This window comes from Jeongeupia chitinilytica (genome assembly GCF_014652315.1).
Lineage (GTDB): Bacteria > Pseudomonadota > Gammaproteobacteria > Burkholderiales > Chitinibacteraceae > Jeongeupia > Jeongeupia chitinilytica.
Map to the genome: position 1 here is coordinate 214,104 of NZ_BMYO01000003.1, position 23,033 is coordinate 237,136.

The following is a 23,033-nucleotide window of genomic DNA, read 5'->3' on the forward strand; positions in this document are numbered from 1 at the left end:
CGCCCATGTCACGCTTCTTCATCGACCGCCCGGTTTTTGCCTGGGTGATTGCACTGATCATCATTCTCGCCGGCCTGCTCGCGCTGCGCGGGCTGCCGGTGTCGCAGTACCCGGAAGTCGCTCCGCCGGGGCTGACGATTTCCGCAACCTATCCCGGCGCCAGCGCGAAACTGGTCGAGGAGACGGTGACCGCGCTGATCGAGCAGGAAATGAACGGGCTCGAAAACCTGCTTTACTTCGATTCGGCCAGTGACAGCAACGGTTCGGCAACGATTACGCTGACCTTTGCATCGGGCACCGACATCGACATTGCCTCGGTGGAGGCGCAGAACCGCATCAAGCGGGTCGAGGCACGACTGCCGGCCGAAGTGCGCCAGCAGGGTGTTCAGGTCGCCAAGTCGCGCCGCAACTACCTGCTGTTCATGACGCTGTACTCGCCGGACGATTCGCTCGACAACGTTGCGCTCGGCAGCTATGCCAGTTCGGCCGTGCTCGACAGCATCCGTCGGGTCAAGGGGGTCGGCGAGGCCACGCTGTTCGGTACCGAGTACGCCATGCGCGTCTGGCTCGATCCGCAGCGGCTCGCCGGCTACAAGATGACGCCGGCCGAGGCATTGGCCGCCGTGCGCGCGCAGAACGTCCAGGTGGCGACCGGCGAGCTGGGCCAGCTGCCGTCGAAACCGGGGCAGGAAATCAACGCGACCGTCGTCACCCAGGGGCGTTTCGTGACCCCCGAGGAGTTCGGTAGCATCGTGTTGCGCGACGGTGGCCACGGTGCGCAGGTTCGGCTCAAGGACGTCGCCCGGGTCGAACTCGGCGCGCAGGACTATTCGGTCGTGGCGCGTCTGAACGGCAAGCAGACCGCGGCGATCGGCGTGAAGCTCTCGCCGGACGGCAATGCGGTCGAAACGGCCCGGCTCGTCCGCGAGAAGATGACCGAGCTGCAGCGTTACTTCCCGCAGGGTGTGGCGTGGGACATTCCGTACGACACGTCCAAGTTCGTCGACATTTCGATCAAGGAAGTACTGAAGACGCTGGCCGAAGCAATCGTGCTGGTGTTCCTGGTGATGTACCTCTTCCTCGGCAACCTGCGTGCCACGCTGATTCCGACCATCGTCGTGCCGATTGCACTGGTCGGTTCGCTGGTGGGGCTCTACCTGCTCGGCTACTCGATCAACGTGCTGACGCTGTTCGCGATGGTGCTGGCGATCGGCATTCTCGTCGACGACGCGATCGTCGTGGTCGAGAACGTCGAGCGGATCATGTCCGAAGAAGGGCTGGCGCCACGTGAGGCCACGCAGAAGGCGATGGGCCAGATCGTCGGCGCGATCATCGCGATCACGCTGGTGCTGTCGGCGGTGTTCGTGCCGATGGCGTTCTTTACCGGCTCGGTCGGCGCGATCTACCGGCAGTTCTCGGTGACGCTGGTGCTGACCATGGGCTTCTCGGCGCTGCTGGCACTGACGCTGACACCGGCCCTGTGCGCGACGCTGCTCAAGCCGATCCACAAGGGCGAGCTGCACGCGCAGACCGGTTTCTTCGGCTGGTTCAACCGCAAGTTCCACACCACCACGGTCGGCTATGTCGGCTGGGTGACGCGCATCCTGCGCCGCTCCGGCCTGGCCTTGCTGTTCTTCGCGCTGGTGCTCGCGGCGACCGGCTGGCTGATGAGCCGACTGCCGACCTCCTTCCTGCCGGACGAGGACCAAGGCTACTTCGTCAGCCTGGTGCAGCTGCCGGCCGGCGCGACACGCGAGCGTACGCTGGTGGTGATGAACGAGGTCGAGCAGTACTACATGAAGCAGCCTGCCGTCGACAAGGTGATCGGTGTGGTCGGTTTCAGCTTCTTCGGTCGCGGCCAGAATGCGGCGCTGGCCTTCGTGACGCTGAAGGACTGGAAAAACCGTCCGAAGAAAGAGGATGGCGTGACCAGTCTGGTGCAGAACGCGAACATGATGCTGTTCCGCATCAAGCAGGCCTTCGTGTTCGCGCTGAACGTGCCACCGATCCCCGAACTTGCATCGGTCGGCGGCTTCGACTTCCGGCTGCAGGACCGGGCCGGGGTGGGGCGTGAAAAATTGCTCGAAGCGCGCAACATGATGCTGGGCATGGCCGGGCAGAATCCGGCATTGGCCGGGGTGCGTCCGGAGGGGCAGGAGCCGGGGCCGCAGCTCTATCTCGAGGTCGACCGGGTTCGCGCCAGCCAGCTGGGGATTCCGCTGGCCGACCTGAACGATACGTTGTCGATTGCGCTTGGCTCCGCCTACGCCAACGACTTCGTGCGTGACGGACGCATCCTGCGCGTACTGATCCAGGCCGATGCACAGTCGCGCTCGTCGCCGGACGGCATCCTCGGCCTGCAATTGCGCAACCGGCAGGGCGGCTTGGTGCCGCTGTCGGAAATCGCAACGGCCAGCTGGGTGGTCGGTGCGCCGAAGCTGGATCGCTACAACGGCCTGCCGTCGTACAAGATCAGCGGTGGTCCGGCGCCGGGCAAGAGCTCGGGTGATGCGATGAACGCGATGGAAGAAATGGCGGCCAAGCTGCCGCAGGGCATCGGCTTCGAATGGTCCGGTACGTCGTACGAAGAGCGGTTGTCGGGGTCGCAGGCACCGTTCCTGTTCGGTCTGTCGGTGCTGGTCGTGTTTCTGTGTCTTGCCGCACTGTACGAAAGCTGGTCGATTCCGTTTGCCGTGCTCTTGGTCGTGCCGCTGGGCATCTTCGGTGCGGTCATGGCGATGACACTGCGCGGCTTGCCGAACGATGTCTACTTCAAGGTCGGCCTGATTGCGATCATCGGGCTTTCGTCGAAAAACGCGATCCTGATCATCGAGTTCGCCAAGGATCTGCAGCGGCACGGCATGGGGCTGACCGAGGCAACGCTCGAGGCTTGCCGCCTGCGCTTCCGGCCGATCCTGATGACCTCGATCGCCTTCATTGCCGGCGTGCTGCCGCTGGTGATCAGTACCGGTGCCGGGGCGGCCAGCCGTCATGCGATCGGTACCGGGGTCATGGGCGGGATGATCGCAGCCACCGTGCTGGCGGTCTTTCTGGTGCCGGTGTTCTTCGTCGTGACGCGCAAGCTGTTTCCCGACAAGACACACAAGGCACAGACAGAAGCCGCCAGTGACGATCACCGCTAAGGAGCGCACGATGAAAAAAAAGATGATTTCGCTCGCGGCGCTGACCCTGCTCGGCGGCTGCGCCATGGGCCCGGATTACCAGCGCCCGGCGCTCGACATGCCCAAGCAGATCGGCCAGGGCGACGCGGCAGTCCAGCCGGCAGCGTTGCCGGCGATCAAATGGGAGAACTACTTCACCGATCCCGCACTCACGCCGCTGATCCGCGATGCATTGGCAAACAATCGCGACCTCCGTGTCGCAGTTGCCCGGGTCGAGGAAGCCAGGGCGCTGTACGGCATCCAGCGTGCCGACCAGTTGCCGACACTCAACGCCAACGGCGCAGCAGCAGCCAGTCGCGTGCCGGCATCGCTGAGCAGTACCGGCCAGGAAATGATCAACCACCGTTACGATGCCAATCTCGGCTTGCTGTCGTACGAGCTGGATTTCTGGGGGCGTGTCCGCCGGTTGAGCGAAGCGGCGCAGGCCAACTACTTTGCCAGTGAGGCGGCGCAAAAGAGTTTCCGCTCCGGGCTGATTGCCGATGTGGTCAGCGGGTATTACGCCGCCCAGGCCCTGTCGGAACAGCTGGCCTTCTCCCGCAAGACCGAGGTTGCGCGCGGCGAAACGCTGAGGCTGGTTCAGCGTCGACTCGATGTCGGTGTGGCAGGGCGGCTGGAGTTGCTGGAGGCGCAAACCGCGCTCGAAACCGCGCAGGCGGTGTCGGCGCAACTTGCCAAGCAGAAGGACAATGCGCGGCATGCGCTCAGCGTCCTGATCGGTCGCGTGGTGGCCGACGACGAGATTATCTCCGGCGATGCGACGCTACTGGAGAAACGCCCGTTGCCGCTGGCGGTGCCGTCAGGGTTGTCGTCGGACATCCTGCTGAGCCGGCCGGACGTCGAGCAGGCCGAGCAGCAGCTGGTGGCGGCGAATGCCAATATCGGCGCTGCGCGTGCCGCATTCTTCCCGAAGGTGACGCTGGTCGGGTCGGCGGGCACGGCCAGCGCGGAACTGAGTGATCTGTTCGGTAGTGGCAGTGGCGCATGGAGTTTCCTGCCGACCGTGTCGATGCCGATTTTCGATGGCGGGCGGACGCGCTCCGGGCTGGAGCTGGCTGAGGCGCGCAAGGTCGGCGCGGTGGCATCGTACGAAAAAACGATCCAGGTGGCGTTCAAGGAAGTAGCGGACGTGCTGTCCGACCAGCAATGGCTGGCGGCACAGCTTGAAGCGCAGCAACGGTTGATCCGAAGCCAGACGGCACGAATGGACATGGCCGAACGCCGCTACAAGGATGGTCTGACCAACTATCTCGAGTTCCTGATTGCTCAGCGCGATTACTTTGCCTCCCAGCAGACGCTGATCGAAGCGAGAAGGGCGAGGCTGACGGTCGCCGCACAGGCCTATAAGGCGCTGGGTGGGGAATAAAAAAACGCCAGGGCAATTCCCTGGCGTTTTTTTGAACAGTAGCGGGCTTAACCCATGTGCTGACCGCCGTTGATGGCGAGATTGGCACCGGTCATGAAGCCCGACACATCGGAGGCCAGATAGCCGATCAGACCGGCAATTTCTTCCGGCTTGCCGAGGCGGTTTACCGGGATGTGCGCAATGATCTTGTTGCGCACGTCTTCCGGAACGGCCATCACCATCTCGGTAGCGATATAGCCGGGAGAAATCGTGTTGACCGTCACACCCTTGCGAGCCACTTCCTGCGCCAGTGCCATGCTGAAGCCGTGCATGCCGGCCTTGGCGGCCGAGTAGTTGGTCTGACCGAACTGGCCCTTCTGGCCATTGATCGACGAGATGTTGATCACGCGACCCCAGCCACGATCGGCCATGCCGTCGACGAACTGCTTGCAGACGTTGAACACCGAGTCGAGGTTGGTCTTGATCACCGCATCCCAACTGATCTTGTCGAGCTTTTTGAAGGTGGCATCGCGGGTGATGCCGGCGTTGTTGACGAGTACGTCGACAGCGCCGACATCGGCATTCACCTTGGCAGCCAGCTCGACGCACGCGTCATAATCGGTGACATCACACTGATAGGCGTGAAAACTGTAGCCGAGCTCTTTCATGTCGGCGAGCCAGGCCTGTTCCTTGCCCGGGCGCGAATAGGTGGTGACCACGGTGAAGCCGTCATCTGCAAGTCGTTTGCAAATGGCAGAGCCGATGCCGCCCATGCCGCCCGTGACCAGTGCAATCTTTGCCATGATTTGATGTCCTTCTCTTTTGTAGATGTTGTCGTTCTCGCCCAGAAAGGGCGACAAAAATCTTACTATTTACATTCTGTGTGTGTAAATAAGCAAGATGTAATGTTTGTGTTTAGCAGCAACACTGAGTCAGTGAGGAATCCATCGTAATGCTCGTCAAAACCGCGCCATCGGCGCGCTCGATTCTTGTCAGCGGTTGTTCTACAGGTATAGGTCACTGTGTCGCGCATGGCTTGGCTGCCCGCGGCTGGCAGGTCTTTGCAACCGCACGCCAGGCCGATGACGTCGCCAGTCTGGCCGCGGCAGGCTTGACCGCGCTGCAGCTCGACATTGCTGACGATACGTCGATCCGAGGCTGTGTCGATAAGGTGTTGGCGCAGACCGGCGGCAGACTGGACGCCCTGTTCAATAATGCCGGCTTCGGTGTGCCCGGGGCCGTCGAGGATCTCGGCAGGGCAGCCATGCGGCATCAGTTCGAAACCAATGTCTTTGGCAGTCTCGAGCTGACCAATGCCGTATTGCCGGTCATGCGCCGGCAAGGCCACGGACGGATCCTGTTCAACAGCTCGGTGCTGGGTTTTGCCGCGATGCCGTATCGCGGTGCCTATAACGCCAGCAAATTTGCCCTTGAAGGGTTGGTTGACACGCTTCGGCTCGAACTCCTGGGCGCCGGCATCCATCCGGTGCTGATCGAGCCCGGGCCGATCAGCAGCCGGTTTCGCGCCAACGCGCAGTTGCAGTTCGATCGCTGGATCGACGAGGTGGCCAGCGCGCATGCGCCGGCCTACCGGGCCATGCGTGCGCGGCTGGCCAAGCCGGGGCCGGCGGCGCCGTTCACACTGCCGCCGGAGGCGGTGCTCGACGCCGTGCTTGCCGCGCTGGAAGCGGGCCGCCCGGCAGCGCGCTACCGCGTGACCGTACCAACGCATCTATTCTGGTGGCTCAAGCACCTGCTGCCGACCCGGTTGCTGGACTTGGTACTTTTGCGCGCAAGCGGCGATGAGCCCGGTCATGTCTACGGGCGCAAGTAAATCCGTGGCGTATGCGCGCCCGAGTCACATTCCGTCGTCCTTGTCCAGAATTGAGAGGGGACGGGTGTTCGGCTAAAATACGGGATTCCAATCTGTTGCATTCGCCATGACCAAGTACATCTTCGTAACCGGCGGCGTTGTTTCTTCCCTCGGGAAGGGCATCGCCGCCGCGTCGCTTGCGGCCATCCTCGAATCGCGTGGCCTCAAGGTCACCATGATGAAGCTCGATCCCTACATCAACGTCGACCCGGGCACCATGAGTCCGATGCAGCACGGCGAGGTGTTCGTGACCGAAGACGGTGCCGAGACCGACCTCGACCTCGGCCACTACGAGCGCTTCATCCACTCGAAGATGAAGAAGAGCAACAACTTCACCACCGGCCAGATCTACGAGTCGGTGATCAAGAAGGAGCGTCGTGGCGACTATCTGGGCAAGACCGTCCAGGTCATCCCGCACATCACCGACGAGATCAAGCTGTTCATCGGCGAAGGCACGGACGGCGTCGATCTGGCCGTGATCGAAATCGGCGGCACCGTGGGCGATATCGAGTCGCTGCCGTTCCTCGAGGCCATTCGCCAGATGGGCGTTGAGCTCGGTCGCGAGAACGTCTGTTTCGTCCATCTCTCCTACGTGCCGTACATTGCCGCCGCGGGTGAAATCAAGACCAAACCGACCCAGCACAGCGTCAAGGAGCTGCGTGAAATCGGCATCCAGCCGGACGTGCTGATCTGCCGTGCGGACCGCGTCGTGCCGGACGACGAGCGCAAGAAGATCGCGTTGTTCACCAACGTGTCGGAAAAGGCCGTCGTTTCCTGCCCGGACATGGACTCGATCTACCAGATCCCGCGCGTGCTCTCGAGCCAAGGCATCGACGACATCATCTGCAAGCAGCTGCAGCTGGACCTGCCGAAGGCCGATCTGTCGATGTGGGACCGCATCGTCGGTGCAATCCAGAATCCGAAGCAGACCGTCAACATCGCGATGGTCGGCAAGTACGTCGATCTGACCGAATCGTACAAGTCGCTGATCGAAGCGCTGAAGCACGCAGGCATCCATACCGAGAGCGAAGTGAAGATCCACTTCGTCGACTCCGAGTCGCTCGAAACCGAAGGTCCGGGCTGCCTCAAGTCGGTCGATGCGATCCTCGTGCCGGGCGGCTTCGGTAAGCGCGGCGTCGAGGGCAAGATCGTTGCAGTCAAGTATGCGCGCGAGCACAACATCCCCTACCTCGGCATCTGTCTCGGCATGCAGATTGCGCTGATCGAGTACGCGCGTGACGTGGCCGGCATGACCGGCGCCAATTCGACCGAGTTCGACCTCGAAACCGAATTCCCGGTCGTTGCGCTGATCGACGAGTGGGTCAATCACGACGGCAAGATCGAAACCCGCGACGAGAACTCGAACATGGGCGGCACCATGCGGCTGGGCGCGCAGGAGTGCAAGCTGGCTTCGGGCAGCCACGCAGCGAACATCTACGGCGCGGACACGATCACCGAACGTCACCGTCACCGCTATGAAGTCAACAACCACTACCTGCCGCGTCTCGAAGCGGCCGGCCTGACAATCAGTGGCAAGTCGACTGGCGCCGAGCAGCTGGTCGAGACCATCGAGCTGCCGGAACACCGCTGGTTCTTCGCCTGCCAGTTCCACCCGGAGTTCACTTCGACACCGCGCGATGGTCACCCGCTGTTCAAGTCCTACATCGAAGCCGCCATCGACTACGCCAAGGCACAGGGTCGCGAAGGCCTGAGCTGCTGATCGATCCGGGCCACCTGCGGGTGGCCCGTCATTCGTACGGGCGGGTGTCGCAACACGCCGCCAGGAGACAAGCATCATGAAACTTTGCGGATTCGAAGCCGGCCTCGACAAGCCGTTTTTCCTGATTGCCGGTCCGTGCGTCATCGAAGGTGAGCAGTTTTCGATCGACGTTGCCGGCCAGCTCAAGGAAATCACCACCGAGCTCGGCATTCCGTTCATTTTCAAGTCGAGCTTCGACAAGGCCAACCGCTCCAGCGGCAAATCGTTCCGCGGCTTCGGCATGGACGAGGGCCTGAAGATCCTTGCCAAGGTCAAGGAGCAGGTCGGCGTACCGGTCCTGACCGACATTCACGAAATCGACCAGATCAAGCCGGTATCGGCGGTGGTCGACGTCCTGCAGACGCCGGCTTTCCTGTGCCGCCAGACCGACTTCATTCGCGCATGCGCGCAGTCCGGTCGGCCGGTGAACATCAAGAAGGGCCAGTTTCTCGCCCCGGGTGACATGAAGAACGTCATCGACAAGGCGCGTGAGGCTGCGCGCGACGCCGGCCTGCCGGACGATGTGTTCATGGCCTGCGAGCGCGGCGCCAGTTTCGGCTACAACAATCTGGTGTCCGATATGCGATCGCTGGCGATCATGCGCGAAACCGGCGCACCGGTCGTTTTCGATGCGACGCACTCCGTTCAGTTGCCGGGCGGTCAGGGTGACAAGTCCGGCGGCCAGCGCGAGTTCGTGCCGGTGCTGGCGCGCGCAGCGATGGCGGTCGGCGTCGCCGGTCTGTTCGCCGAAACCCATCCGGACCCGGCGTGCGCGATGTCCGACGGCCCGAATGCATGGCCGTTGCCGCGAATGAAGGAGTTGCTGACCGTGCTCAAGGCCATCGACACCACGGTTAAGGCAAACTCCTTGTCCGAACAAACGTTGTAATCCGGGGCGTATAGCCTCGGTTCGTGTTCCACAAACATCATCGTCAACAAAGGAAAGCATCAATGAGCGCAATCGTTGAAGTGATCGCCCGCGAGATTCTCGACTCCCGCGGCAACCCGACCGTGGAAGCAGACGTTCTGCTCGAATCCGGTGTGATGGGCCGTGCAGCCGTGCCGTCCGGCGCATCGACCGGCGAGCGCGAAGCGCTTGAACTGCGCGACAACGACAAGTACCGCTACCTCGGCAAGGGCGTGCTCAAGGCCGTCGAAAACATCAACACCGAAATCGTCGAAGCCATCATCGGTCTGGATGCTGCCGATCAGGCGTTCATCGACAAGACCATGCTCGAACTCGACGGCACCGAAGACAAGAGCAAGCTGGGCGCCAACGCCATCCTCGCCGTGTCGATGGCCGTGGCCAAGGCCGCTGCCGAAGAATCGGGCCTGCCGCTGTACCGCTACATCGGTGGTTCGGGCCCGATGAGCCTGCCGGTGCCGATGATGAACGTCGTCAACGGTGGCGAGCACGCGTCGAACAGCCTCGACTTCCAGGAACTGATGATCGTTCCGGTTGGCGCACCGACCTTCCGTGAAGCGCTGCGCTACGGCGCGGAGATCTTCCACAACCTGAAGAAGATCCTGCACGACAAGCACCTGCCGACCCAGGTCGGTGACGAAGGCGGTTTCGCGCCGGACGTGGCCAACGCCGAAGAAGCGCTGGACCTGATCCTGGCCGCCATCCACAAGGCCGGCTACAAGCCGGGTGAAGACATCGCGATCGCGCTGGACTGCGCTGCGTCGGAGTTCTTCGACAAGGCCACCGGCAAGTACGTGTACAAGAAGAGCGACAAGCGCGAGCTGACCAGCGAGCAGCAGGTCGACTACCTCGAAAGCCTCGTCAACAAGTACCCGATCATCTCGATCGAGGACGGCATGGGCGAGCGTGACTGGGACGGCTGGAAGGTGCTGACCGACCGTCTGGGCGATCGCGTCCAGCTCGTCGGCGATGACCTGTTCGTCACCAATACCAAGATCCTGGCCGAAGGCATCGCCAAGGGCATCTGCAACTCGATCCTGATCAAGGTCAACCAGATCGGTTCGCTGTCGGAAACGCTGGCTGCTGTCGACCTGGCCAAGCGCAATGGCTACACCTCGGTCATGTCGCACCGTTCGGGTGAAACCGAGGACAGCACCATCGCCGATCTGGCCGTGGCTACCAATTGCATGCAGATCAAGACCGGCTCGCTGTCGCGTTCGGACCGTATCGCCAAGTACAACCAGCTCCTCCGCATCGAAGAAGAGCTCGGCGATGCTGCGGTCTATCCGGGCCGCGGTGCGTTCTACCAGCTCAAGAAGTAATCACGGGCCGGTGTACGCCGCAAACATGTAGTAAGATGAAAAACCGGGGTTCGGCCCCGGTTTTTCTTTGGTTTCAACCCGTTTTCTCCCGCACCCACTCATGCGCCTGCTTGCCATCGTTCTTGCCCTGTTGATCGCCCTGTTGCAATGGCCGCTGTGGGTCGGCAAGGGCAGTTGGCTGCGCGTCTGGCAGCTCGACAACGAACTGGTTGCCAAGCGTGCGCAGAACGAGCGGCTCAAGGAGCGCAATGCCGCGCTGGATGCCGAAGTGGCCGACCTCAAGTCCGGCACCGATGCGATCGAAGAGCGTGCCCGCAACGAGCTGGGCATGATCCGTCAGGACGAGGTGTTCTTCCAGGTGCTCGATCGCCGCAAGCCGGCAAGCGGTCCGTCGATCGCCAGTCAGGTCGCTTCCGCGCCCTGAGACGTTTTGCCTGAACTGTGCTGCTGTCCTGGTTCGGTAAACAAATATTCACGACTGTAATGGTGTAACTGTATATTGGTATCTCATCGACGATGAGGTGCATGATGGCAACGCCGCTTTCCCCTGCTGCAAAGCGCAAGTCCGATACGCTGTATTTCCAGCTTGCCGAAGAAATGGCACAAGCGATTGCGGCGGGCGTACTGAAAGCGGGTGAACGCCTGCCGTCGATCCGTCGGCTGTCGGCGCAGCGGCAGATCAGCCTGTCGACCGTGATGGAGGCCTACCGCGAGCTTGAAGCCCGCGGGTTGATCGAGGCCCGGCCGCAAAGCGGTTTTTACGTCAGGGCGTTGCACGCCGGTTTCAGTCCCCCGTCACTGACGCAGCCGCCGAGCGAGCCGAGCGAGGTCGTGACCGCACCGGTGCTCTGGCCTTATCAGGTCAAGGAAAACCAGTCGATTCGCGTCGATTTCGGTCTCGCCATCCTCTCGCCGGAACTGTACCCGACACAGCAACTGCAGCGTCTGCTGGCACAAACGACGCGCTACCAGCCGCGAATGCTGGCCGATTACGGCAAGCCGGCCGGCGACATCGAGCTTCGTCGTCACATTGCCCGTCGTTCGTTGGCCTGGGGCGGGCAGTTCGAAGCCGACGACGTCCTGATCACCCATGGCTGTCTTGAAGCGATCAACCTGTGCCTGCGTGCGGTGACCGAACCCGGCGACGTGGTTGCGATCGAATCGCCGGCGTACTTCGGTCTGCTGCAGATCCTTGAGAGCTTCCAGCTCAAGGCACTGGAAATTCCCACCCATCCGCAGACCGGCATTTCGATCGAAGCGCTGGAGCTGGCCACACGCGAGGGCAAGGTCAAGGCCTGTCTGCTGATTCCGAGTTTTTCCAATCCGCTCGGCAGCGTGATGCCGGACGACAACAAGAAACGACTGGTGGAAATGCTGTCGAGCCGGAACATCCCGCTGATCGAAGACGATCTGTACGGCGAGTTTTTCCACCATGGCAGCCGACCGCGACCGGCCAAGGCGTTCGACCGCGACGGCAACGTGATGCTGTGCTCGTCATTCACGAAGGCACTGGCGCCGGGCATGCGGGTCGGTTGGGTGGTGGCCGGACGCTGGCGTCGCGAGCTGGAGAAGCTCAAGTTCATCAACACCTACTCGACGCCGGTCGCGATGCAGCAAACGATTGCGCGCTTTCTCGAGAACGGTGGCTATGACCACCATTTGCGCCGGCTTCGCCGTGCGGTGGCGGAACAGGTTGACGGCGCCGTCTCTGCAATCCGGCGTTTCTTTCCCAAGGACACGCGGCTGAACGTACCGCAGGGCGGGTATGTGCTGTGGATCGAGCTGCCCGAGTGCGTCGATACCCGCGAGCTGCTCAGACTGTCACTGGCCGAAGGCATCAGCTTTGCGCCGGGTGAACTGTTCTCGCCGAGTCACAGCTACCGCAACTGCCTGCGCATCTGCTGCGTCGAGCCGTGGACCACACGGCACGAGCGCGCCATCCAGCGTCTGGGCGAATTGTGCCAGACGCTGATCCGGCCGGTACCGCACAGCGTCGTCACCGCCTGAACGCAACTGCCTGAAAAATCAGTAGCGGTGCTCGGCACCGCCAGCGGGCTCGTCCTCGATATGCATGACGACCATGCAGCTCGTCGGCCCGTTGTACTGGACTTCGTCACAGAATGGCGAATACGACATCAGGCAGGGCGGATTTGCACGCGTTTCGTCAAGCCAGACCACGTCGAGGCGCTGACCGCAGACGGAGTCCAATGCCATGCGCAGCATGCTGATGTTTTCCACCAGACCGGCGCCTGCACTCGAACTCAGCATGCTGGCGGCAAGGGTCAGGGCGGCGAGAAGAGAGGGGCGGACCATGGCGGACCTCCTTGCAGTCTGCCGGCGCGCTCCGCCGGCCTGCTGTCGACGGCCATGGTTTCACTCTAGATTCTTACAACGAGTGCTTCAGTGCGTTGATGCCGCCGAATATCGGTTGGCGGTGTGCACGCCGTGGCACGTTGCGGTGCGGTGCGACCACGGCATCGAGCTGCAACCGTGCAGAAGCAGACATGGCTTCGACCAGTGCGATGCCTTGACCCGGAGCCGTCCAGTGCTCGCCACCGGCAAGCACGACATCTTCTCCGTCGAAAGTCAGCCACAAGCGGCCGGAGGCACAGCGCAATTGCCGGCCGGGCGCGAGTGCCATTCTGAGCAGGCTGCCGGATGTCAGTGTCAGCGTTTGCATCGTCGTCTCCTTGGGAGGGTGTACGACGATGCTACGGCCGCGCGAAGGGGTGTGGCAGATGCAACTGTACTGCTGCCCGGTGATTCAGCGCTTCAGTGCAAGCCGATTGTACCGGCCATGCCATTGGCAAACTGTTTGTCTTGCTGATCCATCGTGGCCAGCATTGCCGTGGCGCTATTCATCGTCGCTGCCGCCGGTCTGCACGCGGTAGGGCTCGCCGCGCCGCAGTGCTCGCAGGAGAAAGCGGGCGGGGTCGACTGCATTCAATAGGGCGCTTTCAACCGGCGCGGGCTCACCATTGAGTCTGCAGGCAAGCATTTCGCCGATCAGCGCCGACCACGACAGTCCGCGTGCGCCCAGTCCGAGCGCGCCGTACAGGCCGGACTGGCGCGGCACCTGCGCCAGCTGATGGCAGCGCGGATAGTCGTCGTGCCACGGCAGTGCGAGCTCGCCGACCAGCGGCAGGCGGTCGGGCGAAGTGGGGCGCTGACAAATCCGGCTTCCGAGTACGGCGTCGTCCGGCAGTGTCTGCCCGGGCAGCAAGGCGACGAGTGCCCGGCGATTCTCGATTTCGGCTGCGGCAAGGTCGCCCTCGAACGGTGCCGCGCCGATGATGCGTTCGCCACCGGCCGCGCCGGTCAGATAGCCGGCGCCGGCTATACCTGCTGCAGTCAGCCCGACACTCGAAGCCGGGATGCGGCTTGCAACACGGAGCACGCTCCAGAGTGGCAAATCCACGCACTGCGCCAGCGCTCGGGCCGCACTGGCATTGCACAGAATCACGGTCGGCGCGGTGCCGAGCAATGTTCCGTCTCCACCGAATGCCTGCCACTGGCCGTCGACACAATCCAGCCGGACAACCGGTGCGTTCCCGCGAAAACGGACCGCATCGCCGTGCCGGGCCAGCAGCGCACGGCAGTAACCCGGCGGATTGATCCAGGCGCCGCGCGCAAACCACCAGCCACCGCGTGCCGGGCGCACGCCCAGCCGCTGCTGCGCCTGATCCGGCTTGAGGAAGCTGACGTCCGGATCGGTACCGTCCTCGGCCATGCATTGCTGCAGCGCCTCCTGTTCCGCGTTGCGGGCGACCTGCAGCACGCCTTCGATGCCGTGCGGTACGTTCAGGCCTGAATCGGCCAGATCCTGCAGCAGGGCGAGTGTGGCGGCATTGCCGGCGCGACTGAGCCGGGCGAGCAGGTTGTCGTCCTGCGACACATAGGCATGCATCAGCCCGGCCAGATTGCCGGACGATCCGGTTGCGGGTTCGGCGGCCGCATCGACAATGTCGATACGCCAGCCACGTGCGGCGAGACGCTCCGCCACCGCACAGCCGGCGAGACCGGCGCCGATGACCAGTGCGTGCCTTGCAATGGGGGCTGCAACGGGGCGCCGCGGCGCGCGTGCCATGCCGCCGCACAGCATCTGCCACTTGCTGCCATAGCCCTTGGCTTTCGCAACGGCAAACCCGGCCTCGTTCAGCGCCCGGCGGACGGCACCGGCGGCGGTGTATGTCGCCAGCGTCGTGTCGGCACGGCAAAGCCGCCAGAGTTGCTTGAACACCGCGGGCGTCCACAGCTCGGGGTTCTTCGACGGCGAGAATCCGTCGAGGTAGATCGCGTCGGCACAGGCGTCGAGCTGCGGCAGCACGTCGAGCACATCACCGAACAGCAGCGTTAGCGACACCCGTCCGCCATCAAGCCAGAGGCGGTGGAAGCCCGGCGTCGGCGCAGGCCAGTGCGCGAGCAGCTCGGCCACCTGTGCCGCGTACTGCGGATAGCGCGCCAGCAGTACTGCCAGATCATCGCGAACGAAGGGGTGGCGTTCGACCGACACGAAGTGCAATCGGGCACAGGCGGCCGGGTCGGCACGCCATGCCGCCCAGGTCACCAGAAAACTCAGCCCCTGGCCGAAGCCGGTTTCGACGATGGTGAACGCATCCCGGCCACGCCAGCGTGCCGGCAGCCCGTTGCCCCCCAGAAAGACGTGCTCGGCCTGACCGATGCCGCCGTCGGGCGAGTGGTAGGCATCGTCAAACTCGGCGGAAAACGGCACGCCGTGTTCGTTGAACGCAAGTCGGGCTGGCGTGATGCGGGCGGGTCTGGACTGGGACAAGAGCGGCTTTCCGGACAGCAAAGCCGCGATTTTACGCGCCTGCGGCCGGCACGTCGTGACCGGACAGGAAACGCTTCACCAGCAGCCAGAACCCGATCCCGGCCGCGAGGTTGGCACCCGCGAACCAGAGGTTGCCGCCACTGCCGTAGCCCCAGCGGACGATTTCGATGCCGACGGTAAAGAACACCATCGTGATCATGCCGAGCGACGCAGCCACCGTGCCTTTGCTGACGGTGCTAGAGAACAGTGTCAGCCGGTACAGCGCGGCATTGGCCAGGCCGACGCCGTAGGCATAGAGGCTGATGCCGCCAACCAGCCAGGCAACCGCCGAGCTGTCGACCAGCATGGCCACGGCAGCAAGACCCAGTCCGGCCAGTGCCGGAATCAGACCGAAGCCGATCATCCGGTGGATCGGAACGCGGTCGGCGACACGCGCCAGCGTGATGTTGCCGGCGATCAGCGCGGCAAAAATCGGGATCTGCCACAGCCCGAAGGTCAGCGGCGTCATGTGCGCGCGTTCCATCAGGATCACCGGCGCCTGGCCGATCCACGTCAGCAGCGGCAGACTGGCCGCACCGATTGCCAGCGCGCCGCAAACGAAGCGGCGGTTGCCGAAAACCTTGCGGTAATCGCCGGCAATGCTGCGCACGTTGAACGGCGTGCCGCGCAGTTTGGCGGTCTCCGGCATCGTCCGCCACAGGCCGAACAGCGAGATCGAGGTCGTCACGGCGATCAGCACGAAAATGCTGCGCCATGGCGCCACCTCGATCAGGGCCGCGCCGGCGACGGGGCCGATCAGCGGCGCCAGCAGCGCCACGTTGGCCATCAGCGCCATCACCCGGACCGCGGCCGTCTCGGAGAACGCTTCCTGAATCGACGCATAGCCGATCGCGGTGACGAAGCACAGCCCCATGCCCTGAAAGAAACGCAGCACCATGAACTGGGTGATCGACGTCGTCGGCAGCGTCAGCAACAGCAGCACGATGAATGCGGCCACGCCGAACAGCATCAGCGGCCGCCGGCCGACCCGGTCCGACAGCGGACCGAGCAGCCACTGCAGTGCTGCGCCGCCGGCGAGGTAGGCCGCCAGCGCGGTCGGCACCAGCGACGATGGCGCGTTGAACTCGTGCACGACCTGCAGCATGCCCGGCAGGATCATGTCGTTGGCGATGTAGGTCGAGAACTCGAACAGCACGAGCGAAATCGGGAACAGCATCGTTCGCCAGGTGAGTCGGGAAATGGGCTGGGCAGTCATGGACGGGCTTGAAGGAATCAACCCGGCAGTTTGTCCGATGACGACGGAATGCGCGATGAAGGATTACCGCTGCAGCCACGCTTTGGCCAAGCCGGGCAATGCCGGGCAAGCGCAATCGGCATCGCCGCTTACGGGGCGGCGGCGAAGCCGGGCGCCGCAAAGCGGCGGCTGCATTGTGTTTGCCGTCGCCAGCCGCATTGGGGTGCAACGGCTGACAAACAGGTAGAGCCCGATTTCATAAGCGAGCAATCACATATTCTTTACCGGCCTATGTTGTACCTTCCTATGCTGGTTTCGCTTTTACAAACAAGGAGGAATGTATGCCATCACCCCGCTCAAAAGCGAAACCGCTCCCGTCATTCAAACACTCCGGCGTGCTGCTCGGGCTGGCTGCCCTGCTGCTCGCCGGGCCGACCAGTGCCGCCTCGGTACTTGCAACCCCGGAGCAGCAGGCGTTCGATGCCAGGGCGATCCAGATCCGCAAGAACAACCCGTTCCTGCTGCAGCGCGCGCAACTGGCCACGGCCTACCTCACTGCACATGGTGCGCCGGTCAGTGCCGAGGCCTCGTCGCGACTGAATGGCGCCATCGACGAACTGGTGTTCAGCGCCATCCAGAAAGCCGTGAACAACGATCCGGACCATCCCGGGGTCTACTGGCTGAACGCGCCGCCGCGCGACTGGTTCGGCCTCAAGGTGCCCGGTGGCCGCTATTCGTACGACAACCCGGACAACATCTACCGGACGATTCCGGTCGACGGCGATTCGCGCTACGTGATCCGCGGCCAGCGTCGCGGCAACGGCCCGAGCGACGTGACATTCTCGCTGATCAGCAATCCGAACTACCAGCAGAGCATTGCCGTACTGAGCGGCAAGGATCTGGTCGTTGCTGCCGACGGCAGCTTCACGATCACGATCGACAACCAGCCGGCCAACGGCCGGATCAACCACATCCAGTCGACGCCGGAGGCAAAGCAGCTGTTCGTGCGCAACAACTTCGGCGATTGGGCGGAGGAAACGGCCGACGCACTCAGCGTGACCCGGCTTGATGCGCCGTCGCGCCCGGCACGCAGCGATGCCGACATCGTGGCGGATGTCCGCACCAACCTGAACGAATCGACGCTGGCGTATGCAGTCGGCACCCTGGGACTGAAAACCTACATCAACCCCGTAAACACGCTACCGCAGCCCAGCTCGTCGGCCACGCTCGGCACGCTGGTGACCCAGGCCAGCACGTTCGGACACTTTCGCCTGGGCGACGATGAGGCACTGCTGGTGACGGTCGACACCGGTGGCGCCGGTTACTTCGTGCTGCCGGTCACCGACCCGTGGACGGTCAGCGTCGAGCCGGACAACCATCAGGTCAGCCTGAACAACGCGCAGGCCGTGCCCGATGCCGACGGCAGCTACACCTTCGTGATCTCGCCGAAAGATCCGGGTGTGTTCAACTGGGTTGAAACCGCCGGGCTGCACGAGGGAACGCTGATGCCGCGTTGGCAGGATCTGCCGGCTGCCGCTACGGCCGGCAGCGGGCCGGCGATTGCCGCGCGCGTCGTCAAGCTGGCTGACCTGCCGCATTACCTGCCGGCGGCTACCCGCTACGTGACGCCGGCCGAACGCCAGCAGCAGCGACAGGCACGCGCGGACGCCTACGCGCAGCGGATTGCAACCGACTGATCAGCACGGCTGCGGGCGAAGGCGCCGGTGAATGGCCGTCGCCCGCTGCAGCCAGCCGCGCTGTTGCCAGCGCCGGTACATCAGCATGCCGCGCAGCCATTCGTCGCAAAGCATTGCCAGCCATACACCGACGAGCCCGAGGCCGAGCACGGTTCCCAGCAGCCAGGCGCCCCCGACAAGGACGATCCACATCGACAGCACGCCGACGATGACCGGATAGCGCACGTCACCGGTGGCCCGTAGCGCATTGATCGCCACCAGATTGGCGACGCGTCCCGGCTCGAGCACGATGCCGATACGCATCAGCACCGCCCCGGTAGCAATGATCGTGGCATCGGTGGTGAACAGCCCCAGCAACCAGGGCGCGGCCAAGGCAACGACCAGTGCCATCCCGCCGGCAAACAGCCAGCCCAGCTTGAGGCTCTGCAGCACCTGCCGGTAGGCGGCGTCGAACTCGCCGGCGCCGACCAGTTGGCCGATCAGGATTTCGGTCGCCAGCCCGATGGCCACGCTGGTGAGCACGACGATGTGGACGAGCTGCATCGCATAGGTCTGCGTTGCCAGCGTGGCATCGCCCAAGCGCGCGCTCAGCGCAGTAATCGTCACGAATGCCAGATACCAGCTGACCTTTTCGCCGGCGGCCGGCAGGCCGATGTGCAGGATGCGCTGCAGAATGCCCGCCGGAACGTTGAAGAACTCGTGCCATCGGGGCAGCCAGCCCAGTGCCCGCTCTAGCAGCACGAACAGCGCAAGCAGGGCAACGACCCGGCTCAGTACCGCGGCATACGCCACGCCCTCGACGCCCATGACCGGCACCCCCAGCAATCCGAACAGCAGCACGGCGCCGCCAGCAGCATTGACGGCGTTCTGTGCCAGACTCACCCACATGGCCACCCGCGTGTGTCCGTGTGCACGCAGCACGGCCGAAACCGACAGGTTGACGGCTTCGAGCGCCAGACTGGCGCCGACGATGACCAGAAAGGGCTGGGCATAAGCACGCAGCGCAGCGGACAGCTGCATTGCACGCAACAGGGGATCGGCCAGCAGCGCGACGGTTACGCCGAGCGCCAGCCCGAGCCAGGTGTTGACCGCCATTGCGGCGACGGCAACGTCGCGCGTGCCCTGGCGGTCCCCCGCGCCGAGATGGTGGGTGAGGACGACGCTGCCGCCGATGGCAACAAAGCCGAACACCATGATGCACAGCGTGACAATCTGGTTTGCCGCGGACAGTCCGGCCACTGCGTTATCGCCAAGATGACTGACCATGAAAATGCCCACCATGCCGACCAGCATGTGCAGCAGCTGCTCGAGAAACAGCGGCCAGGCCAGCTGGAACAGGGTGGGGCGGCGGAGCGGAGTGTGCATCGCAGCAGGTTCCGGTTTCGATGCGATCATTCTGCGTGCTTTTGCAATCGAATTCAAACCGGTTTGAATCGTGACGATTCGTGAGCAGGGATCGACCCGAAAGAGCGCAGGGCACATGCCGTTACTGGTGGTGCACCGTGCTTTGCGGCATGCTCGCCGCTTTGCAGAGACGGACCCGGTCATGAAGCAGATCGACACCGCAACGCTGGACGCGCTCGCCGCGCAGGCGGCACAGTCACCGCGCAAACGCGCCAATCACAACCTGCACCCGGAACTTGCCGATCCGATCCAGCGGCTGGCCATTGCGATGGCGCCGGGCACCTATGTGCGGCCGCACCGGCATCCGCATACCTGGGAGCTTCTGTATCCGCTTCGCGGCCGCTTTGTCGTGCTGCATTTCGACGATGCCGGCACGGTGATTGACCGTGCCGTGCTCGGTGAAGGCGCGGCCGTGGTCGAAACACCGGCGGGCGTCTGGCATGCGGTGCTGTCGCTGGACGAAGGCGGCGTGATCTTCGAGGTCAAGCACGGGCCGTACGTGGCGATCCCGGCCGACGATTACACCGTCTGGTCGCCGGCAGAAGGCGAGCCCGGCGTCGCCGGGCTGATGGCGCGTTACGCCACCGCGACGACCGGTGAAACGCTGGCCTGATCAGGCATCAGCCGGCCGCTCCCTCACGGCACGGCCGAACCAGACGGCAACCAGCGTCAGCACTGCCAGTACAGCAAACGTCCAGTGGAAGGCCGGCAGCAGCGCCGTGCCGGCATGCCCTGCCGGCGCCAGTGCCGCCAGCAGCAGGCTGCCAACGGCAATGCCGAATGCCATCGACAGCTGCATGGCGGTAATCCAGCCGGTATTGCCCATATTGGTCAGTCCCGGTGTCAGCTCGGTCACCGTTGCGGCGTTCAGCACCGTGTATTGCGTCGAATTGAGTGCGCCGTTGAGCAGCAGAAGCAGCAGGATCAGCACCCCGGCGCTGTCGGGTGTCAGCCAGCCGAAGGCCCAGGTCGCCAGTGCCAGCAGGACGTTGGTCGCCGTCAGCAGCCGCGCCCGCCCGCATCGGCGGATCAGCATCGGCATCAGCGGTTTTGCGCCGATGGCGCCGATCGACGCAACGCCGATGTAGATGCCGGCCTTGGTCGGACTGAAGCCGAGTGCCAGTTGCAATTGCAGCGGCACCAGCAGCGGCACGGCGCCGGTGCCCAGACGGCCCAGCAGCGTCGCCAGTATCCCTGCGCGGTAGCCGCGCTGCTGCCATAGTGCCGGCGAGAACAGCGGCGCCGGATGGCGGCCGAAATGGCGGGTGCACAGCCACAACGGCACCAGTGCGAGCAATGCCAGCGGCAACGCCACCGACGTCGGCCAGGCATTCTGCCCCAGCGCATCAAGCGCGGTGGTCAGCAAGGCGATGCCACCGGCAAACAGTACGAAGCCGAACGTATCGAAACGGTGGGCGGACACCTGCCGGTAGTCGGGCATGCAACGGCGGATCAGCATCAGCCCGAGCACGCCGACCGGCACGTTGATGAAGAAAATCCAGCGCCACGACGCGTACTCGGTCAGCCAGCCGCCAAGCAGCGGCCCGGCCAGCGGGCCGACCAGCCCCGGAATCGTCACGTAGTTCATCACCCGCAGATAGCGGTCGCGCGGGTAGTGATGCAGGATCGTCGCCAGTCCGACGGGCACCATCAGTGCCGCACCGGCCCCCTGCAGCACGCGGACGACGACAAGAAAGCCCAGGCTTTGCGAGAGGCCGGCTGCGAGCGACGCTGCGGTGAACAACAGCAGCGAACCGGCAAACACGCGCCGGTTGCCGAAACGGTCGGCCAGCCAGCCCGACGCCGGCGTGCACACGGCCACCGCCAGCCCGTAGGCGAGGATCACCGCATGCAGCGAAAACGGACTGGTGCCGAGCTGTGTCGCCATCGCCGGGATGGCGGTATTGAGGATGGTGACGTCCAGCATCTGCATGAACATCGCGATGGCAACCAGCCAGGGCAGGCCGCGATAGTGGCGGGCAAGGTGAGGGCGCTGTTCCATGAACTCAGTCGGTGGTGCCGCTGACCGGCAGGGTGGCCAGCATGTCGGCCGGAACCGGATGCTGCGCGCAAAGGGCACGCTTCTGCACCGCAGATAGTTGCTTGACGGTGTATTCGCCGCGACTGGCGCTGGCGCGATCCGGGTGCGGCATCACGGCCAGCAACCGAACCGGGGGATTGGCGCGCGTGTATCGCGCTCCTTTGCCGGTTTGGTGGACACGGAAACGCGCGACGACATCGTTGCTGATGCCGGTATACAGGCTGCCGTTGGCGCACTCGATCAGGTAGACGTACCAGGACATGGAAGCCGCCCCGCGGCGAAGGCACGGAAACGGCCGATTGTACCCGCCGGAACCTACTCCTTGCCGGCGGCGCTGGCGCGCGCGTGCATTTCCTCGGCCGACAGCCGTTCGCGCTGCGACGAGATGTACCAGCGGTGACCGAAGGGGTCGACGAGGGTGCCGCTGCGGTCGCCGTAGAACTGGTCGGCGACCGGACGGGTCAGCATCGCACCCAGTCCGACGGCACGGGCCACGGTGGCGTCGACGTCCTCGACATACAGCAGCAGGCCGACCGGCGAGCCGCCGACGGTTTGCGGGCTGTGCGCCTCGTACTCGGGGTGCTCGCTGGCCAGCATCAGCGGCTGGCCGTTGATGCGCAGCTCGGCATGGCTGATGCTGCCGCCGTCGCCTTCGAAGCGCAGCGTTTCGGTCGCGCCGAATGCCGCCTTGTAGAAGTCCAGCGCCGCATGGGCATCATCGACGATCAGGTAAGGGGTGACTGCGGTGTAGTCGGGAGGAATGGGCGGAACAGGCTGTTTCATGGCAGCGCTCGAGAGGGTGAACACGTTCCAGCGTAGCCCGTCGGGGCCGGCGATCACCGGCGGGACCGCCATGCGGCGGTGCATCGTCCGCCCATCGTCGGGACGGCCGGATTGACTGCGGATGATGCGCACAGGCCGGCTAACGTTGAATCAGGTGGCCGTACGCGGCCACCCGGCTTTTCCATGTCGTCAATAAGGAGGCGCCATGAAATCGTACTGCATGGCACTGGCGACCATCGTCGCCCTGATTGCACCGCCGCTGCTGGCCGACGACGATGTCACGTTCACCAATCCCGGTCAGATCAAGTGGGAAAAAGCGCCCCCCGATCTGCCCAAAGGCGCCAAGGTGGCGGTGCTGCACGGTGACCCCGGCAAGCCGGGGCCGTTCACCATCCGGCTGAGCGCGCCGGCCGGCTACCGGATTCCGGCGCACTGGCACTCGCAGGCCGAGAACCTGACGGTGATCTCGGGCGAGTTCTACCTCGGCCTTGGCGACAAGCTCGACAAGACCAAGGCACACGGTTTGAAGGCGGGCGGTTACCACTACCTGCCGGCGAACGTGCATCACTACGCGTTCACCAAAACGCGGACCGTGGTCCAGGCGAGCGGCGAAGGGCCGTTCGACATCCACTACCTCGATCCGGCCGACAATCCGGCAGGCAAGTAGCCATGACTG

Annotated in this window: 20 protein-coding genes; 11 read left to right on the plus strand and 9 right to left on the minus strand. The window is 64.0% G+C overall.

Annotation, left to right across the window (positions count from 1 at the left end; all coding sequences use genetic code 11):
- Window positions 1–5: 5 nt before the first annotated feature.
- Together IE097_RS06890 and IE097_RS06895 are read left to right on the plus strand one after the other, a co-directional pair.
- Window positions 6–3,143, plus strand: coding sequence for an efflux RND transporter permease subunit (locus tag IE097_RS06890; RefSeq protein ID WP_189459427.1), 3,138 nt, complete (start codon window positions 6–8; stop codon window positions 3,141–3,143).
- Window positions 3,144–3,153: 10 nt separating this feature from the next.
- A complete protein-coding gene (locus IE097_RS06895) occupies window positions 3,154–4,548 on the plus strand; it encodes an efflux transporter outer membrane subunit (protein ID WP_189459428.1) in 1,395 nt (464 codons plus the stop codon).
- A gap of 47 nt (window positions 4,549–4,595) precedes the next feature.
- On the opposite strand, the gene phbB is transcribed toward IE097_RS06895, so the two are convergent.
- Window positions 4,596–5,330 carry an acetoacetyl-CoA reductase gene (gene phbB / locus IE097_RS06900; protein WP_189459429.1) on the minus strand — a complete coding sequence of 245 codons (735 nt, stop codon included), beginning with the start codon at window positions 5,328–5,330 and terminating at the stop codon, window positions 4,596–4,598.
- A 149-nt stretch (window positions 5,331–5,479) separates the two neighbouring features.
- Here phbB and IE097_RS06905 point away from each other — a divergent pair, with 149 nt between their 5' ends.
- The 6 genes from IE097_RS06905 to IE097_RS06930 all read left to right on the plus strand — a co-directional run bounded on the left by IE097_RS06905 (window position 5,480) and on the right by IE097_RS06930 (window position 12,413).
- Window positions 5,480–6,361 carry an SDR family NAD(P)-dependent oxidoreductase gene (locus tag IE097_RS06905; RefSeq protein ID WP_189459430.1) on the plus strand — a complete coding sequence of 294 codons (882 nt, stop codon included), beginning with the start codon at window positions 5,480–5,482 and terminating at the stop codon, window positions 6,359–6,361.
- 106 nt (window positions 6,362–6,467) lie between these two features.
- Window positions 6,468–8,120: a CTP synthase gene (pyrG, locus tag IE097_RS06910; RefSeq protein ID WP_189459431.1), complete on the plus strand. Its 1,653-nt coding sequence runs from the start codon at window positions 6,468–6,470 to the stop codon at window positions 8,118–8,120.
- A gap of 76 nt (window positions 8,121–8,196) precedes the next feature.
- Entirely contained in the window at window positions 8,197–9,048 is an 852-nt protein-coding gene (gene kdsA, locus IE097_RS06915; protein WP_189459432.1) for a 3-deoxy-8-phosphooctulonate synthase, read from the plus strand.
- A gap of 62 nt (window positions 9,049–9,110) precedes the next feature.
- On the plus strand, window positions 9,111–10,406 hold the full coding sequence (eno, locus tag IE097_RS06920; protein ID WP_189459433.1) for a phosphopyruvate hydratase: 1,296 nt from the start codon (window positions 9,111–9,113) through the stop codon (window positions 10,404–10,406).
- A 100-nt stretch (window positions 10,407–10,506) separates the two neighbouring features.
- A complete protein-coding gene (gene ftsB / locus IE097_RS06925; RefSeq protein ID WP_189459434.1) occupies window positions 10,507–10,830 on the plus strand; it encodes a cell division protein FtsB in 324 nt (107 codons plus the stop codon).
- Between the two features lie 104 nt (window positions 10,831–10,934).
- Window positions 10,935–12,413 carry an aminotransferase-like domain-containing protein gene (locus IE097_RS06930; RefSeq protein WP_229797471.1) on the plus strand — a complete coding sequence of 493 codons (1,479 nt, stop codon included), beginning with the start codon at window positions 10,935–10,937 and terminating at the stop codon, window positions 12,411–12,413.
- Window positions 12,414–12,431: 18 nt separating this feature from the next.
- On the opposite strand, the gene IE097_RS06935 is transcribed toward IE097_RS06930, so the two are convergent.
- The 4 genes from IE097_RS06935 to IE097_RS06950 form a co-directional block, all read right to left on the minus strand.
- Window positions 12,432–12,719 (minus strand): hypothetical protein, encoded by a 288-nt coding sequence (locus IE097_RS06935; RefSeq protein WP_189459436.1) that lies wholly within the window; start codon window positions 12,717–12,719, stop codon window positions 12,432–12,434.
- A 73-nt stretch (window positions 12,720–12,792) separates the two neighbouring features.
- Window positions 12,793–13,086, minus strand: a complete 294-nt coding sequence (locus IE097_RS06940; RefSeq protein WP_189459437.1) for a DUF2917 domain-containing protein — start codon at window positions 13,084–13,086, stop codon at window positions 12,793–12,795.
- Between the two features lie 174 nt (window positions 13,087–13,260).
- A complete protein-coding gene (gene mnmC, locus IE097_RS06945; protein WP_189459438.1) occupies window positions 13,261–15,198 on the minus strand; it encodes a bifunctional tRNA (5-methylaminomethyl-2-thiouridine)(34)-methyltransferase MnmC2/FAD-dependent 5-carboxymethylaminomethyl-2-thiouridine(34) oxidoreductase MnmC1 in 1,938 nt (645 codons plus the stop codon).
- Window positions 15,199–15,229: 31 nt separating this feature from the next.
- Window positions 15,230–16,453, minus strand: a complete 1,224-nt coding sequence (locus IE097_RS06950) for an MFS transporter (RefSeq protein ID WP_189459439.1) — start codon at window positions 16,451–16,453, stop codon at window positions 15,230–15,232.
- A 320-nt stretch (window positions 16,454–16,773) separates the two neighbouring features.
- Here IE097_RS06950 and IE097_RS06955 point away from each other — a divergent pair, with 320 nt between their 5' ends.
- Window positions 16,774–18,129 carry a DUF1214 domain-containing protein gene (locus IE097_RS06955; RefSeq protein ID WP_189459440.1) on the plus strand — a complete coding sequence of 452 codons (1,356 nt, stop codon included), beginning with the start codon at window positions 16,774–16,776 and terminating at the stop codon, window positions 18,127–18,129.
- On the opposite strand, the gene IE097_RS06960 is transcribed toward IE097_RS06955, so the two are convergent.
- Complete coding sequence (locus IE097_RS06960) at window positions 18,130–19,494, minus strand: MATE family efflux transporter (RefSeq protein WP_189459441.1); 1,365 nt, start codon at window positions 19,492–19,494, stop codon at window positions 18,130–18,132.
- Window positions 19,495–19,675: 181 nt separating this feature from the next.
- On the opposite strand from IE097_RS06960, the gene IE097_RS06965 reads away from it, so the two are divergent.
- Window positions 19,676–20,146 carry a WbuC family cupin fold metalloprotein gene (locus IE097_RS06965; RefSeq protein ID WP_189459442.1) on the plus strand — a complete coding sequence of 157 codons (471 nt, stop codon included), beginning with the start codon at window positions 19,676–19,678 and terminating at the stop codon, window positions 20,144–20,146.
- On the opposite strand, the gene IE097_RS06970 is transcribed toward IE097_RS06965, so the two are convergent.
- Genes IE097_RS06970 through IE097_RS06980 form a run of 3 tightly spaced genes read right to left on the minus strand, consistent with a single transcriptional unit; the run spans window position 20,147 to window position 22,441 of the window.
- Entirely contained in the window at window positions 20,147–21,535 is a 1,389-nt protein-coding gene (locus IE097_RS06970; RefSeq protein ID WP_189459443.1) for an MFS transporter, read from the minus strand.
- A 4-nt stretch (window positions 21,536–21,539) separates the two neighbouring features.
- Window positions 21,540–21,836 carry a GIY-YIG nuclease family protein gene (locus IE097_RS06975; protein WP_189459444.1) on the minus strand — a complete coding sequence of 99 codons (297 nt, stop codon included), beginning with the start codon at window positions 21,834–21,836 and terminating at the stop codon, window positions 21,540–21,542.
- Between the two features lie 53 nt (window positions 21,837–21,889).
- Window positions 21,890–22,441, minus strand: a complete 552-nt coding sequence (locus IE097_RS06980; RefSeq protein WP_229797472.1) for a VOC family protein — start codon at window positions 22,439–22,441, stop codon at window positions 21,890–21,892.
- A gap of 121 nt (window positions 22,442–22,562) precedes the next feature.
- On the opposite strand from IE097_RS06980, the gene IE097_RS06985 reads away from it, so the two are divergent.
- Window positions 22,563–23,024: a cupin domain-containing protein gene (locus IE097_RS06985; RefSeq protein WP_189459445.1), complete on the plus strand. Its 462-nt coding sequence runs from the start codon at window positions 22,563–22,565 to the stop codon at window positions 23,022–23,024.
- Window positions 23,025–23,033: the final 9 nt, after the last annotated feature.